Here is a 13,575-nt window from a genome sequence, read left to right as displayed (position 1 = left end):
CTCGATGAGCGCTCGCGCTGAGAGCACCGACGTCGACGCCGTCCTGCTGCTGTCGTTCGGCGGCCCGGAGGGTCCGGACGACGTGATGCCGTTCCTCGAGAACGTCACCAGGGGCCGCGGGATCCCGCGCGAGCGGCTCGCTTCCGTCGCCGAGCACTACCTGCACTTCGGCGGCGTCTCGCCGATCAACGGCATCAACCGCGCGCTCATCGATCAGCTGCGTGGCCTCATCGACATCCCGGTCTACTTCGGCAACCGCAACTGGGAGCCGTATGTCGAGGACGCGGTCACCGCGATGGCCGGTGACGGGATTCGCCGCGCCGCGGTGTTCAACACGTCGGCGTGGGGCGGCTACTCGGGCTGCGCGCAGTACGTCGAGGACATCGCGCGCGCCAGGCGCGCGGCGGGGGATGCCGCGCCGCACTTGGTGAAACTGCGGCAGTTCTACGACCATCCGCTGTTCGTGCAGATGTTCAGCGATGCGATAACGGCGGCCGCGCAGACCGTGCCCGACGATGCGCGGTTGGTGTTCACCGCACACTCCATCCCGCTGTCGGCCCGATCCCGTTGCGGCACAGAGCTGTACGAGCGACAGGTGGCGCACGCCGCGAAACTCGTCGCCGCCGCGGCGGGCTACGACGATTACGACCAGGTCTGGCAGTCGCGCTCCGGGCCGCCGCAGGTGCCGTGGCTGGAGCCCGACGTCGGTGATCATCTCGCCGCGCTCGCCGAGACGGGCACCCGCGCGGTGCTCGTCTGCCCGATCGGCTTCGTGGCCGACCACATCGAGGTGGTGTGGGATCTCGACAACGAGCTCAAGGGGGAGGCGCAGCGGTACGGCATGGCGTTCGCACGGGCAGCGACCCCCAACGCCGATCTCGCGCGCGTCGTCGCCGATCTGCTCGACGAACTTCGCAACGGCCGCGATCCGGTCCGTGTCGCCGGCACGGAAGCTCCACCGCTTCAGGGCTTCTCGATCGACGGGGCGTTCTGCACCTCTGCGTGCGATACCAGGTAGCCGGGAGACCGGCTTGGGTGGCTCCCGCAACGACATAGCGGGGTGCGCGCGCAACTCTGGAAGTGCAGCAGAAACATAGATATTCGAAGGAGTTTCGCGATGCGACCAGGGTTGAAGCAGATTCTTGCGGCGATCATGACGGGCGCGGCGGCGGTGGTGATCGGGGCGGCGCCGGTCGCCGCGGCGGACACCGTACCGACCTCACCGGCTGTGGTGTCGACCGTGCATCCGGCAACCGACCTGACGGTCATTCCGGCGGGCCATGGCTATGGCGGTCACGGATACGGGCACATCGGCCACTACGGATTCCACGGCCCAGGCGTTGTCGGTCCTGGATATGGGTTCGGCTACTACCGGCACTGGTGGCCCTGGCGTTGGTAAGTGAGCGCTGGTGAGTGAGTCAGTGCTTCCAGGCGGACTGCAGGATCGCGCTGACCGCCGCCAGCCGCGCCGACCGGACGACGTCGTTCAGCGGACGTAGCGCTTCGCTGGCGGTCTGCACGTCCGCGGAGCTGTTCAGTCCGATCGGGATCAGCCCCGAGCTCACGGTGATGATCGCGTCGATGTACGCCGCGTTGTCCAGTACGCGCAGGGCAGGTGTCGGGGCGTGATCCGGAATGCTGTGTTGGCGTTCGGATTCCACGACCTGTTCGACGAGGCTCCGCGGATCCTCGATGTCACTGCCCGCCGCCTCGGCGTGGAGTGCGCCGAGCGCATCGGCCGCCGACCGCACGGCGGACCGCATCGCGTATTCCGCTTCGCCGAGGTCCAGGCCCTCCATCGGCCTCGCTCCGGGTACCGAGTACACCGTCCACGACATGCCGCACGGATCGGGCGCCGCATCGGGGTCGTCGCTGTCGTCGACGTCCGGGTACTCGTAGTCGGGCACCAAACCGATGGCCTCGGCCGGGTCGCTCGCGATGACGAGTGCCTCACCGGCGGTCACAGCGTCGCGCTGAAACTGGGTACCCGCGGGCAGTCCACGGACGTCGCCGGGCACTGGCAGGACGACGCCCATCGCGGGTGACGAGCCGCCACGCCCCGCGCCAGTGCGCAGCGTCTGCAGCAACGAGACGGCGCCCGCGTCGGTCAGGTCGGGCCAGGGCAGTCCGGTGCGTCCGGCCGCCACCGAGTCGTATGCGGTGACGGAATGTCTTGGCGCCCACAGCGATAGGGCGTCCAGCACATCGTCGGGTGCGGCGGCGCCTGCCAGCCAGGCATTCGCCCACACCGACAGCGACACACTCGGACACCACATAGTTTTCGCAGTGTAGTTGTTAGCGGCTCATCGGGTCGGCTACGCGCTAGGCTGACGGCATGCCTGCTGCGTTGATCTGGCTAGTCGCCGCACTGGCCCTGGCCGGGGCCGAGGCACTGACAGGCGATCTGTTCCTGCTGATGCTCGGTGGCGGGGCCCTGGCGGCCGCGGGCTCCAGCCTCGTCTTCGATGACGTGTGGGTGCACGGTGCGGTGTTCGCCGTCGTGTCGGTGCTCCTGCTGGTGCTGGTGCGGCCCGCACTGCGCAGGCACTTCCAATCGGGCAAGGGTCTGCCCGAGCCGGCAAAGGCGTTGGAGGGCAAGAGCGCGTTGGTGCTGGACCGCGTCGGGCGCCACGAAGGACAGGTGAAACTCGAGGGCGAGGTGTGGACCGCGCGCCCGCTGAACGAGAACGAAGTCTACGAGCCGGGCGACCACGTGACCGTCGTGCACATCGACGGTGCGACGGCGGTGGTCCAGAAAGTCGTCTAGAGAACACTGGACAACTAGGGAAGGAACGTTCATGGATGGTGCGGTAGCCGGCCTCGTTCTGCTGGCCGTGCTGGTGGTGTTCGCTGCCATCGTCGTGGCCAAGTCCGTCGCATTGATCCCACAGGCCGAAGCTGCGGTGATCGAACGCCTCGGCCGCTACAGCAAGACGGTCTCGGGACAGCTGACACTGCTGCTGCCGTTCATCGACAAGATCCGTGCCCGTGTCGACCTGCGCGAGCGCGTCGTGTCGTTCCCGCCCCAGCCGGTCATCACCGAGGACAACCTGACGGTCAACATCGACACCGTCGTCTACTTCCAGGTCACCAACCCCCAGGCCGCCGTCTACCAGATCAGCAACTACATCGTCGGCGTCGAGCAGCTGACCACCACCACGCTGCGCAACGTGGTCGGCGGTATGACGCTGGAACAGACGCTGACCTCCCGCGATGCGATCAACGGTCAGCTGCGTGGCGTGCTCGACGAGGCCACCGGCCGCTGGGGTCTGCGCGTGGCGCGCGTCGAGCTGCGCAGCATCGACCCGCCGCCGTCGATCCAGGACTCGATGGAGAAGCAGATGCGTGCCGACCGCGAGAAGCGCGCGATGATCCTGACCGCCGAGGGCACCCGGGAGGCCGCGATCAAGCAGGCCGAGGGTCAGAAGCAGGCGCAGATCCTGGCGGCAGAGGGCGCCAAGCAGGCCGCCATCCTGGCCGCCGAGGCCGACCGGCAGTCTCGCATCCTGCGCGCCCAGGGTGAACGCGCTGCGTCCTATCTGCAGGCCCAGGGCCAGGCCAAGGCCATCGAGAAGACGTTCGCCGCGATCAAGGCCGGCCGGCCGACGCCCGAGATGCTGGCCTACCAATATCTGCAGACCCTGCCGCAGATGGCCAAGGGCGAAGCCAACAAGGTGTGGCTCGTGCCCAGCGACTTCGGCTCCGCGCTGCAGGGGTTCACGAAGCTGCTCGGGGCGCCCGGTGAAGACGGCGTGTTCCGGTATCAGCCGTCCCCGGTCGAGGAGGATCTGCCCAAGCCCGAGGACGATTCGGCCGAGGTGGCCGAGTGGTTCAACACACAGACCGACCCCGAGATCGCGCAGGCCGTCGCGCAGGCGGTGGCCGAGGCGCGCACTCCGGTCGACAGTCCGGGATCGATCGAACCGCCGAAGCAGTACCCGCCGCTGTCCCAACAGCAGCCGCCGCCCTCGGCCTACACTCCGCCGCCTGCGCCGGGACCGCGCGGCGACGGGGGAGCGCACTCTCTCTGAGACTGTTTATCTGACCGCCGGCTCGGTGCTTTCCTCCGCGTCGGCCAAGCGTTCGCGGTGATGGCGGCGATGGGCGCGAATCTCGTAGACCAGCCCGGTCACGCCGATACACGCGGTACAGAACGAGATCAGGAAGAGCAGCGGGCTGACGTTCCCGGTCAGCGCATCACCGAGGATCACTACGGCCGCGGTGCCGGGCACCAGCCCGACGAGCGTGGCGAGCGTATAGGGAACCACCCGCACCGCTGACGCACCCGCCGCGTAGTTCAGCACCGAGAACGGCACCGCGGGGATCAGTCGCATCGACACGATCGCGGGCCATCCGCGTTCGCGCAGCCGGGCGTCCAGGGAATCGATGCGGGGGTGGCGCACCAGCTTGTTGAGCTGCCACCCGGCCGCGCGCACCAGCAGCAGGGCGATGACGGCGCTGACCGTGGCCGCCCCGACGGCCAGCGGAATTCCGAGCACCGGACCGAACAGCAGGCCCGCGGCCAGGGTGAATGCGGTACGCGGAAACGGGAACACCGTCACCACGATGTGCGCGCCTAGGAACGCGAGCGGGAACCACGGGCCGACGGAGGTGGCCCAGTCGCGCAGCTGCACCGCGGTCGGCACAGGCAAAAACAGTGCGATTGCGACGAGAATCACAATCGCGGAAAGGATGGTGAACACCCGCTTGCGGGGCAGCGCAGAAGCCGTCGCCACCACCGACGCAACGACGGCGCGCAGGGTGCTGACGACGGTATTCACGCCTACCAACCCTACGTGGCGTCGGTCGGTAACACCGGACGCCGTGTGCGTGAGTCCGCCGACCGACCGTCAACGCCATGATGGCGATCATTTAGCCTGATGAGCGGTCGTGTTAGACACAGAGGTCACACGTTGGGACAACAGGAGATGCCGGTGTCGGTAGGTACGTCCGTGGGATCCGAATCGGATCGCGAGCAATGGCGCGCGGCCGTCGCCGCGGTGCTCGCCAAGAGCAGCCGCAAGGATCCTGCGGAACTCGGCGATGCGCCTGAGCACCTGCTCGACTCGCCCACCTATGAGGGCTTCCCGATCCGACCGCTGTACACCATCCTCGACTCCCAGCCCGAGGCGCCGCTGCCGGGCCGCTGGCCGTACACCCGTGGTTCGGATGGGCTGCGCGACGTCAAATCCGGCTGGAAGGTCGCCGAGACGTTTCCGGCGCCGGGGCAGGTCTCGGTGACGGACGGAAACGGTGCGGTGCTCGCCGCGCTGACCGAGGGCACCAGCGCGCTGATCCTCGAGGTCGGCCCCAAGGGGGTCGGCGCCGACGAAACCGACCGGCTGCTCGAGGGTGTGTTCCTCGAACTCGTGCCCGTGGTGCTCGACGCGGGTGCCGACTACACCGCCGCCGCCGACGCGCTGCTGGCGCTGGTGACCGACCTGGATGCCGAACGGCGTGAACGCCTTTCGATCGATCTCGGCGCCGACCCGTTGACCGCCGGGCTGAGCGGCCGCAGCGCGCCGTCGACCGACGAGGTGGCGGCGGTCGCCGCCAAGGCCGTCGCCTACGGCGGCGGCGTCCGCGCCATCACGGTCGACGGTCCGGCCTTCCATGACCGCGGCGCCAACGCGTCGTTGGAGCTGGCCGGCGCGATCGCCGCGGGTGTCAACTACCTGCGTCTTCTGGTCGAGCACGGCATCTCGGTGTTGGATGCGTTGCGGCAGATCAGCTTCCGGTTCGCCGCCGACGACGACCAGTTCATGACCATCGCCAAGATGCGTGCCGCACGGCAACTCTGGGCGCGGGTTGCCGAGGTGGCGGGCACGCCCGACGCCGGTGCGGCGACCGTGCATGCGGTGACGTCCAAACCCATGATGACGCAACGTGATCCATGGGTGAACATGCTCCGCACCACCGTCGCCGCGTTCGCCGCGGGTGTCGGGGGAGCCGACACCGTCACGGTCCACCCGTTCGACAGCGCCATCCCCGGCGGATGGCCAGGCACCTCAGCCAGTTTCGCGCGCCGGATGGCCCGCAACACCCAGCTGCTGCTATTGGAGGAATCGCACATCGGCCGCGTGCTCGATCCGGGCGGCGGCTCGTGGTACATCGAAGACCTCACCCGGGAACTCGCCGAACAGGCATGGAAGCACTTCCAGGACATCGAATCCCGCGGCGGCTTCGCGGCCGCACGCGACCATCTGACCGCGCAGATCGCGCAGGTGAGCGAGAAGCGCCAAGACGACATCGCCCACCGGCGCACCGCGATCACCGGCGTCAACGAGTACCCGAATCTCGCGGAAACGCCGCTGCCCCACGCCGATCCGGACCCCGCCGTACAGCGCTACGCCGCCGGTTTCGAGGCGCTGCGCGACCGTTCGGACGCGTACCTTGCCGACCACGGAGTCAGGCCGAAGGTGCTGCTCCTTCCGCTCGGTCCGCTGGCCGAACACAACATCCGCACGACGTTCGCGGCGAACCTGCTGGCGTCCGGCGGGATCGAGGCCGTCAACCCGGGTCCGCTGGACGCCGCCGGCGTCGCGCAGGCGGTGTCGTTCGCTGACGGCGCCGACGTGGCCGTGATCTGCGGTACCGACACCCGGTATGCCGCAGAGGCGTCCGGCGTCGTCGACGCGGCACGGGCGGCCGGCGTTTCGCACGTATATCTCGCCGGGCCGGAGAAGGCGGTCGCCGACGCGGCCAGCAAGCCGGACGAGTATCTGACCGCCAGGATCGACGCGATCGCCGCGCTGTCGGCGCTGCTCACACGATTGGGAGCGTGACATGACCGTATCCAATGTCGCAGGGGCAATCGCCAACTTCGCCGAGGTGCCGCTCTACGGGGAGAAGACCGCCGAGCCCGCAACCGAAGCGGCGGTGACCGAGCACGTCGCGGCCGCCGCCGCGGCGCACGGGTACACCCCCGATCAACTGGCCTGGGTCACCCCGGAGGGCATCGACGTCAAACCGGTGTACATCGCTGCCGACCGCGACGCCGCCGTCGACGCCGGTTACCCGTTGGACAGCTTCCCCGGCGCACCGCCGTTCGTCCGCGGGCCGTACCCGACGATGTACGTCAACCAGCCGTGGACCATTCGCCAGTACGCCGGGTTCTCGACCGCGGCGGAGTCCAACGCGTTCTACCGACGCAACCTCGCCGCTGGGCAGAAGGGCCTGTCGGTGGCGTTCGACCTCGCCACCCACCGTGGCTACGACTCCGACCATCCGCGCGTTCAGGGTGACGTCGGTATGGCCGGTGTGGCAATCGATTCCATCCTCGACATGCGGCAGCTGTTCGACGGTATCGACCTCTCGACCGTCTCGGTGTCGATGACGATGAACGGTGCGGTGCTGCCGATCCTCGCGCTCTACGTGGTCGCGGCCGAGGAGCAGGGGGTGCCGCCGGAGAAGCTGGCCGGGACCATCCAGAACGACATCCTCAAAGAGTTCATGGTCCGCAACACCTACATCTATCCGCCGAAGCCCTCGATGCGGGTGATCTCCGACATCTTTGGCTACACGAGCGCGAAGATGCCGAAGTTCAACTCGATCTCCATCTCCGGGTACCACATCCAAGAGGCCGGTGCCACAGCGGATCTCGAGCTCGCCTACACGTTGGCCGACGGCGTCGAGTACATCAAGGCGGGTCTCGACGCGGGGCTCGACATCGACAAGTTCGCGCCGCGGCTGTCGTTCTTCTGGGGTATCGGCATGAACTTCTTCATGGAGGTCGCCAAGCTGCGTGCGGGCCGGCTGCTGTGGAGTGAGCTCGTCGCGGAGTTCAATCCGAAGAATGACAAGTCACTGTCGCTGCGCACCCACTCGCAGACGTCGGGCTGGTCGTTGACGGCACAGGACCCGTTCAACAACGTCGCTCGCACCTGCATAGAGGCGATGGCCGCAACCCAGGGACACACCCAGTCGCTGCACACCAATGCGCTCGACGAGGCGCTCGCCCTGCCGACCGACTTCTCGGCGCGCATCGCCCGCAACACCCAACTGCTGCTGCAGCAGGAGTCGGGGACCACGCGTCCGATCGACCCGTGGGGCGGTTCCTATTACGTCGAATGGCTGACCCATCAGCTCGCCGAGAAGGCCCGCGCGCACATCCGCGAGGTGAACGAGCACGGCGGTATGGCGCAGGCGATCAGCGACGGCATCCCGAAGATGCGCATCGAGGAGGCCGCCGCGCGTACCCAGGCACGTATCGACTCGGGCGCCCAACCCGTCATCGGGGTGAACAAGTACCAGGTCGACGAGGACCACGAGATCGAGGTGCTCAAGGTCGAGAACAGCCGGGTACGCGCCGAGCAGATCGCCAAGCTGCAGAAGCTGCGCGCCGAGCGCGACGAAGCCGCCACGCAGGCCGCATTGGCCGAATTGACCAGGGCCGCAGGAGAATCCGAGGCAGCGGGCGAGGACGGCCTCGGGAACAATTTGATGGCGTTGGCCATCAACGCGGCGCGTGCGCATGCGACGGTTGGCGAGATCTCCGACGCGTTGGAGAAGGTGTTCGGGCGGCATCAGGCCGAGATACGTACGATCGCAGGCGTCTACCGAGATGAGGTGGGGACGGTCAGCAATATCTCTACCGCAACGGAACTCGTGAACAAGTTCGCCGAGGCGGACGGACGTCGGCCGCGCATCCTGGTCGCCAAGATGGGCCAGGACGGTCACGACCGCGGACAGAAGGTCATCGCGACGGCGTTCGCCGACATCGGCTTCGACGTGGACGTCGGGTCGCTGTTCTCGACGCCGGAGGAGGTCGCGCGCCAGGCCGTCGACAACGACGTGCATGTGGTCGGGGTGTCGTCACTGGCGGCGGGCCACCTGACGCTGGTGCCCGCACTGCGTGAGGCACTCGCCGAGGCGGGCCGACCCGACATCATGATCGTGGTCGGCGGCGTGATCCCGCCGGGTGACTTCGACGAGTTGTACGCGGCGGGTGCGACCGCGATCTTCCCGCCCGGCACCGTCATCGCCGACGCCGCCATCGGCCTGCTGCAGAAGCTGGCCGACCGGTTGGGCTACAAGCTGGCATAGCCCGGGGGTTGATGAACGCCATCGAGGACTTGGCCGCCGCGGTGCGCAACGGCGACCGTGCGGCGCTGCCCAAGGCCATCACGCTCGTCGAGTCCACCCGGGCCGACCACCGCGAACAGGCGCAGCGGCTGCTGCTGGACCTGATGCCCGACGCGGGCAGCGCCATGCGCGTCGGGATCACCGGGGTACCGGGGGTCGGAAAGTCCACGACCATCGAGGCGCTCGGCATGTACCTGATCGAGCAGGGCCACCGCGTCGCCGTGCTGGCGGTCGACCCGTCCTCGACGCGCACCGGGGGATCGATCCTCGGGGACAAGACGCGGATGGCGAAACTGGCCGTGCACCCCGACGCCTACATCCGGCCGTCGCCGACCTCGGGCACCCTGGGCGGCGTCGCGCGGGCCACCCGCGAAACGATCGTGTTGCTCGAAGCGGCAGGGTACGACGTGATCCTGGTCGAGACGGTCGGCGTCGGGCAGTCCGAGGTGGCCGTTGCCAACATGGTCGACACCTTCGTGTTCCTGACGCTCGCGCGCACCGGCGATCAGCTGCAGGGAATCAAGAAGGGTGTGCTGGAGCTGGCCGACATCGTCGTGGTGAACAAGGCCGACGGTGAGCACGCGGTGGAGGCCAAGGCCGCGGCCCGCGAACTGACCGGCGCTATCCGGCTGATCTACCCCCGCGAAACCCTTTGGCGTCCACCGGTTCTCACGATGAGCGCGCTCACGGGCGACGGACTGGTCGAGCTGTGGAACACCGTGCTCAAACACCGCGAGGTGCTCACCGAGGCCGGCGAGTTCGAGGCGCGGCGGCGCACGCAGCAGGTCGAGTGGACCTGGTCGATGGTTCGAGACGCGGTGCTGGACCGTGTGCTGTCCCATCCCGCGGTTAAGCAGATCCGGGCCGACATCGAGCGCCAGGTACGCGACGGTGAGCTGACTCCAGCGCTTGCTGCGCAGCGCATCCTGGATGCCTCCGACCTGCAGTAACTTAACTTTTCGGTAACGCTTCGTTTATTAGCCGGGGGGCCGGGTAAATTTAATTCATTGTGACGGGTGTCAAATCCGTGGAGCGCAGCGCGGCGCTTCCACGAGGGATCCAGGGCGCAGCGGACTCGAACTTTGCCTGCACCCTGCGAGCGTTCTCGAACCTGTTTCCCGGCCGCCGTTTCGGCGGCGGCGCCCTGTGCGTCTATCTGCACGGTGAGCCCGTCGTAGATGTCTGGACCGGGTACGCCGACCGCCGCGGCACCGAGTACTGGACGGCCGACACCGGCGCCATGGTCTTCTCGGTCACCAAGGGTCTCGCGTCGACCGTGATCCACCGGCTCGCCGATCGCGGCCTCGTCGACTACGACACTCCCGTCAGCGAGTACTGGCCCGAGTTCGGTGCCAACGGCAAGGCCCACATCACGGTGCGCGACGTCATGCGGCACCGCGCCGGGCTGTCCCAGCTCAACGGTGTCAGCAAGGCCGAGCTGCTGGATCACCTCGCGATGGAGCAGCGGATCGCCGCCGCACCGGTCAACCGCCTGCTCTACGGCCACCAGGCGTACCACGCGTTGACCTATGGCTGGCTGATGTCGGGGTTGGGCCGCGCCATCACCGGCAAGGGGATGCGCGATTTGATCCGCGAGGAACTCGCCGAACCGCTCGACACCGACGGGCTGCACCTGGGCCGCCCGCCCGCCTCGTCGCCGACCCGCCCCGCCCAGATCCTCGCTCCGCAGGGCACATTCGCCAATCCGGTCTTCAACTTCATCGCCCCCCGGGTGGCCGCGCTCGGCATCTCCGGGGCGTTCGGCTCGATGTACTTCCCGGGCATGAAGGCCGTCGTGCAGGGGGATACGCCGTTCCTGGACGCCGAGATTCCGTCGGCCAACGGGGTGGCCACCGCGCGAGCACTGGCCAAGTTGTACGGCGCGATCGCCAACGGCGGCCGCGTCAACGGCACGCAGTTGCTGTCCCGCGAGCGGGTCGAGGGCCTGACCGGCGAGCGCAGCTTCGCGCCGGACCGCAACCTCATCGTGCCGCTGTCCTTCCACCTCGGATACCACTCCGTGCCGATCCCCGGCGTGATGCCGGGCTTCGGACACGCGGGGCTGGCCGGCTCGGTGGGATGGGCCGATCCGGAATCCGGGATGGCCTTCGGGTTCGTGCACAACCGGTTGCTGACCCGCATGGTGCTCGATCAGGCGACGTTCGCCGGTCTGCAGACCTTGATTCGCCGTGATGCCGCCCGCGCACGCAGGCGGGGATACGACACGGTGCCCGCACTGGGTGCGCCGTACAAGAAGGTCACCCGGCCGGTGGCCGGATAGGCGGGTTGAGTTCAGCGGTCGGCTGTCGAGAACCACCTGGTCTTCTTGCGCCACGATTCCGCCGAGGTGATGGCGAAGCCGGCGCCGCACATGCACGCGAACACCCACACCAGCGTGGAGCCGGCGTCCAGCGCCTGGAGCTGCGGGATGAAGGCGGTGGCCAGCCGGGTCAGACAGGCGGCGACGCCTGCGGCCGACGAGACCAGGTAGATGTTGGCGACCTTGCGGGAGCGCGGATCCTGGCGCAGCACGAGCAGTGCACGGGAGCCGTAGCCCAGCAGGTAGATGAGCGTGCCGCACAGCAACAGCCAGTAGATGTTCAGCCAGAAGTCGGTAGGCACCTGGAAGAAGTCGGCCTTATAGATCTTGGCGCCGTTGCCCAGGCTGAACGCGACAAGGAGCAGCGGTATGCACAGCGTGGCGGGGTACTCGACGTACTGCTTGAACGACAGCCGCAGATCGTGGTCCTGCTGCAGCCGGCCGAGAGCGTTGTAGACCACCGCGGACGCGGCGACGATGTAGAGGTCGTGACCGATATAGTCCTCGAGGTTCCATTTACCGGTCAGGGAATGCAGAAAGACGCCGAGCGTTTCCGAGGCCCATGGCGACATGAGCAGTACGGCGCCGCCCTGCAACGCGATGTTCAACGTTGCCGCGAACTCCCAACGCGACGACCACGTGACGCGCCTAATCCACAGGCTCCATGCGATACAGCAAAGCGTTATCGCGATCAGAGAAGTGAGAGCCATAATTGTCGCTTTCGAGCCGCAATGTACTCAGCAAAGTATAGGGCTACAGCGGCGGTGCGTCACTGCGCGGTTTGAGCTCGGACAGCTTCGGAGCGCGCGTCCGTTGGGTGGTGCGAGTGGCGGTGGCCTCGCGCAGGGCAGTGGGAGCGAAGGGTGAGGACTCGAGGTAGCTCCACACTTCCTGCTCGCTCATCAGGCCGAAACGAATCTGCAGGTCGGGGTAGCTGAGGCCGAATCGATCGGCTACCCGGCGCAATTCTTCGGCGTCGGGATAGTCGGATTCCTTGATACGCCGGTAGTACGTGCTGCTCGATGTACCGAGCGCGTCGTAGATGTCCTTGGCGTCGATGTCGCCGTCCAGGAGGTAGTCGAGCAGGGCTTTTAGCTGTCGGCCGTTCTCGTCTGTTCGGGGCACCTTACCTACGATAAAGCAATTTCCGGTGAATGGGCAGGGGCAACCGCAAACTGGAAAGCTTTGCTTTAATTGACACTGGCGTCACAGTTTCGGGACCACTATCCCAAATTTGGGACACCTGAGCTATCGTTGGCATTATGGTTGCTCCCCAGTTGCCGACCACGGCCAATGAGGTTTTCGAGGCTGTTTCCGACGCTGTTTCCGAACGTGCAATTACTGCGATCCGCATCGTCGATTACGACACTGTCGATGATTCTCGTCCCGCGGGCATGGCGCGGGTGTCGACGACGGACATCGAAGACCTCACCGCCGAACTGGACGGGGCCACTGAGTGGCTGGGCGTCGCAGCCGACGAAATCCTGCTCGCGGCCCTGGCCCGCTCTATCGCCAGGACGCTCGGTGAGGGCACCGTCGCCGTCGACATCGCCAGCTTGCGCGGCAGCATGCTCGATGCCGTGCCCCTGACCTGTGTCAGCGGTCGGGAGGTCGACGCGACCGAGCTGCTGCAGGGCGTTTCGGCCGTCCTCGCCGCGGCCAAGGAGAGCACTGCCGAGGGAATGTCGGAGCTGTATTTCAACTACCTCGGTGAGGTGCCCGAGGACGCGGTACCGGTGCCGGTGCAGGAGACGCCGCCCGGGCTGGGCCACGCGCTGGAGATGCGGGTGTACCGCACCGGCGGTCAGGTGCATGTGGACTGGTGGTACGACACGAGCCAGTTCGAGCCCTACACCGTCGAAGAGCTCGCCGAGCAGTTCCCGCGTGCGCTCTACGAGATGACCACGGACGCGCTACCGACCGTATAAGCGCCGACGACCGCGCATTTCGCAGGATTTGCAGTCGTCATTAGAATCGACGCCACGGCATTGATCCGGCTATCACCGGGGAGCCTTCGGAAGAACGGCTGTTCCAGCTCAGTAGAACCGAACGGGTGGGCCCGTCATCGCCCTAAGTGAGCGGCGTACGTCATCGATGTGCGCAAGCGGGGTGGTACCGCGGCGTTCGCGCACCGCGCGAGGTCGTCCCCGTGCCTTAGATGTGATGGGGCC

General features: G+C 67.3%; 13 protein-coding genes. 9 read left to right on the top strand and 4 right to left on the bottom strand.

Features of this window, described 5'->3' with window-relative positions; genetic code table 11:
- The first annotated feature begins 4 nt into the window (after window positions 1-4).
- Together G6N43_RS18430 and G6N43_RS18425 are read left to right on the top strand one after the other, a co-directional pair.
- On the top strand, window positions 5-1,018 hold the full coding sequence (locus G6N43_RS18430) for a ferrochelatase (protein WP_083149560.1): 1,014 nt from the start codon (window positions 5-7) through the stop codon (window positions 1,016-1,018).
- Window positions 1,019-1,117: 99 nt separating this feature from the next.
- Window positions 1,118-1,399: a hypothetical protein gene (locus G6N43_RS18425; RefSeq protein ID WP_133056532.1), complete on the top strand. Its 282-nt coding sequence runs from the start codon at window positions 1,118-1,120 to the stop codon at window positions 1,397-1,399.
- A 19-nt stretch (window positions 1,400-1,418) separates the two neighbouring features.
- Here G6N43_RS18425 and G6N43_RS18420 read toward each other — a convergent pair whose 3' ends face one another.
- On the bottom strand, window positions 1,419-2,276 hold the full coding sequence (locus tag G6N43_RS18420) for an Rv1486c family protein (RefSeq protein ID WP_083149558.1): 858 nt from the start codon (window positions 2,274-2,276) through the stop codon (window positions 1,419-1,421).
- A gap of 59 nt (window positions 2,277-2,335) precedes the next feature.
- Here G6N43_RS18420 and G6N43_RS18415 point away from each other — a divergent pair, with 59 nt between their 5' ends.
- Entirely contained in the window at window positions 2,336-2,767 is a 432-nt protein-coding gene (locus G6N43_RS18415) for an NfeD family protein (RefSeq protein WP_083149557.1), read from the top strand.
- Window positions 2,768-2,798: 31 nt separating this feature from the next.
- Window positions 2,799-4,031: an SPFH domain-containing protein gene (locus G6N43_RS18410; protein WP_083149556.1), complete on the top strand. Its 1,233-nt coding sequence runs from the start codon at window positions 2,799-2,801 to the stop codon at window positions 4,029-4,031.
- A 6-nt stretch (window positions 4,032-4,037) separates the two neighbouring features.
- Here the strand turns inward: G6N43_RS18410 and G6N43_RS18405 are convergent, their stop codons facing one another.
- Complete coding sequence (locus G6N43_RS18405; RefSeq protein ID WP_083149555.1) at window positions 4,038-4,781, bottom strand: TVP38/TMEM64 family protein; 744 nt, start codon at window positions 4,779-4,781, stop codon at window positions 4,038-4,040.
- Between the two features lie 147 nt (window positions 4,782-4,928).
- Between G6N43_RS18405 and mutA the strand changes: the two genes are divergently transcribed.
- The 4 genes from mutA to lipL are packed head-to-tail and all read left to right on the top strand — an operon-like array spanning window position 4,929 to window position 11,365.
- Complete coding sequence (mutA, locus tag G6N43_RS18400) at window positions 4,929-6,785, top strand: methylmalonyl-CoA mutase small subunit (protein WP_083149554.1); 1,857 nt, start codon at window positions 4,929-4,931, stop codon at window positions 6,783-6,785.
- 1 nt (window position 6,786) lies between these two features.
- Window positions 6,787-9,045 (top strand): methylmalonyl-CoA mutase, encoded by a 2,259-nt coding sequence (gene scpA, locus G6N43_RS18395; protein WP_083149553.1) that lies wholly within the window; start codon window positions 6,787-6,789, stop codon window positions 9,043-9,045.
- Between the two features lie 11 nt (window positions 9,046-9,056).
- Complete coding sequence (gene meaB / locus G6N43_RS18390) at window positions 9,057-10,034, top strand: methylmalonyl Co-A mutase-associated GTPase MeaB (protein ID WP_083149552.1); 978 nt, start codon at window positions 9,057-9,059, stop codon at window positions 10,032-10,034.
- Between the two features lie 59 nt (window positions 10,035-10,093).
- Window positions 10,094-11,365 (top strand): esterase/beta-lactamase LipL, encoded by a 1,272-nt coding sequence (gene lipL / locus G6N43_RS18385; protein ID WP_083149551.1) that lies wholly within the window; start codon window positions 10,094-10,096, stop codon window positions 11,363-11,365.
- Window positions 11,366-11,376: 11 nt separating this feature from the next.
- On the opposite strand, the gene G6N43_RS18380 is transcribed toward lipL, so the two are convergent.
- Both G6N43_RS18380 and G6N43_RS18375 read right to left on the bottom strand, forming a co-directional pair.
- Window positions 11,377-12,114, bottom strand: a complete 738-nt coding sequence (locus G6N43_RS18380; protein WP_083149550.1) for a hypothetical protein — start codon at window positions 12,112-12,114, stop codon at window positions 11,377-11,379.
- Between the two features lie 43 nt (window positions 12,115-12,157).
- Complete coding sequence (locus G6N43_RS18375) at window positions 12,158-12,529, bottom strand: transcriptional regulator (protein WP_083149549.1); 372 nt, start codon at window positions 12,527-12,529, stop codon at window positions 12,158-12,160.
- A 137-nt stretch (window positions 12,530-12,666) separates the two neighbouring features.
- Between G6N43_RS18375 and G6N43_RS18370 the strand changes: the two genes are divergently transcribed.
- Window positions 12,667-13,332 carry a hypothetical protein gene (locus G6N43_RS18370; protein WP_083149548.1) on the top strand — a complete coding sequence of 222 codons (666 nt, stop codon included), beginning with the start codon at window positions 12,667-12,669 and terminating at the stop codon, window positions 13,330-13,332.
- Window positions 13,333-13,575: the final 243 nt, after the last annotated feature.

It is taken from the genome of Mycolicibacterium moriokaense, from assembly GCF_010726085.1.
Classification (GTDB): domain Bacteria; phylum Actinomycetota; class Actinomycetes; order Mycobacteriales; family Mycobacteriaceae; genus Mycobacterium; species Mycobacterium moriokaense.
This window is presented reverse-complemented; position numbering and strand designations above follow the sequence as displayed.

Excerpts from the sequence above, each read along its gene's own strand:
- G6N43_RS18430 (WP_083149560.1), top strand. The coding sequence starts at position 5 with ATGAGCGCTCGCGCTGAGAGCACCGACGTCGACGCCGTCCTGCTGCTG.
- G6N43_RS18425 (WP_133056532.1), top strand. The coding sequence starts at position 1,118 with ATGCGACCAGGGTTGAAGCAGATTCTTGCGGCGATCATGACGGGCGCG.
- G6N43_RS18420 (WP_083149558.1), bottom strand. The coding sequence starts at position 2,276 with ATGTGGTGTCCGAGTGTGTCGCTGTCGGTGTGGGCGAATGCCTGGCTG.
- G6N43_RS18415 (WP_083149557.1), top strand. The coding sequence starts at position 2,336 with ATGCCTGCTGCGTTGATCTGGCTAGTCGCCGCACTGGCCCTGGCCGGG.
- G6N43_RS18410 (WP_083149556.1), top strand. The coding sequence starts at position 2,799 with ATGGATGGTGCGGTAGCCGGCCTCGTTCTGCTGGCCGTGCTGGTGGTG.
- mutA (WP_083149554.1), top strand. The coding sequence starts at position 4,929 with ATGCCGGTGTCGGTAGGTACGTCCGTGGGATCCGAATCGGATCGCGAG.
- scpA (WP_083149553.1), top strand. The coding sequence starts at position 6,787 with ATGACCGTATCCAATGTCGCAGGGGCAATCGCCAACTTCGCCGAGGTG.
- meaB (WP_083149552.1), top strand. The coding sequence starts at position 9,057 with ATGAACGCCATCGAGGACTTGGCCGCCGCGGTGCGCAACGGCGACCGT.
- G6N43_RS18380 (WP_083149550.1), bottom strand. The coding sequence starts at position 12,114 with ATGGCTCTCACTTCTCTGATCGCGATAACGCTTTGCTGTATCGCATGG.
- G6N43_RS18370 (WP_083149548.1), top strand. The coding sequence starts at position 12,667 with ATGGTTGCTCCCCAGTTGCCGACCACGGCCAATGAGGTTTTCGAGGCT.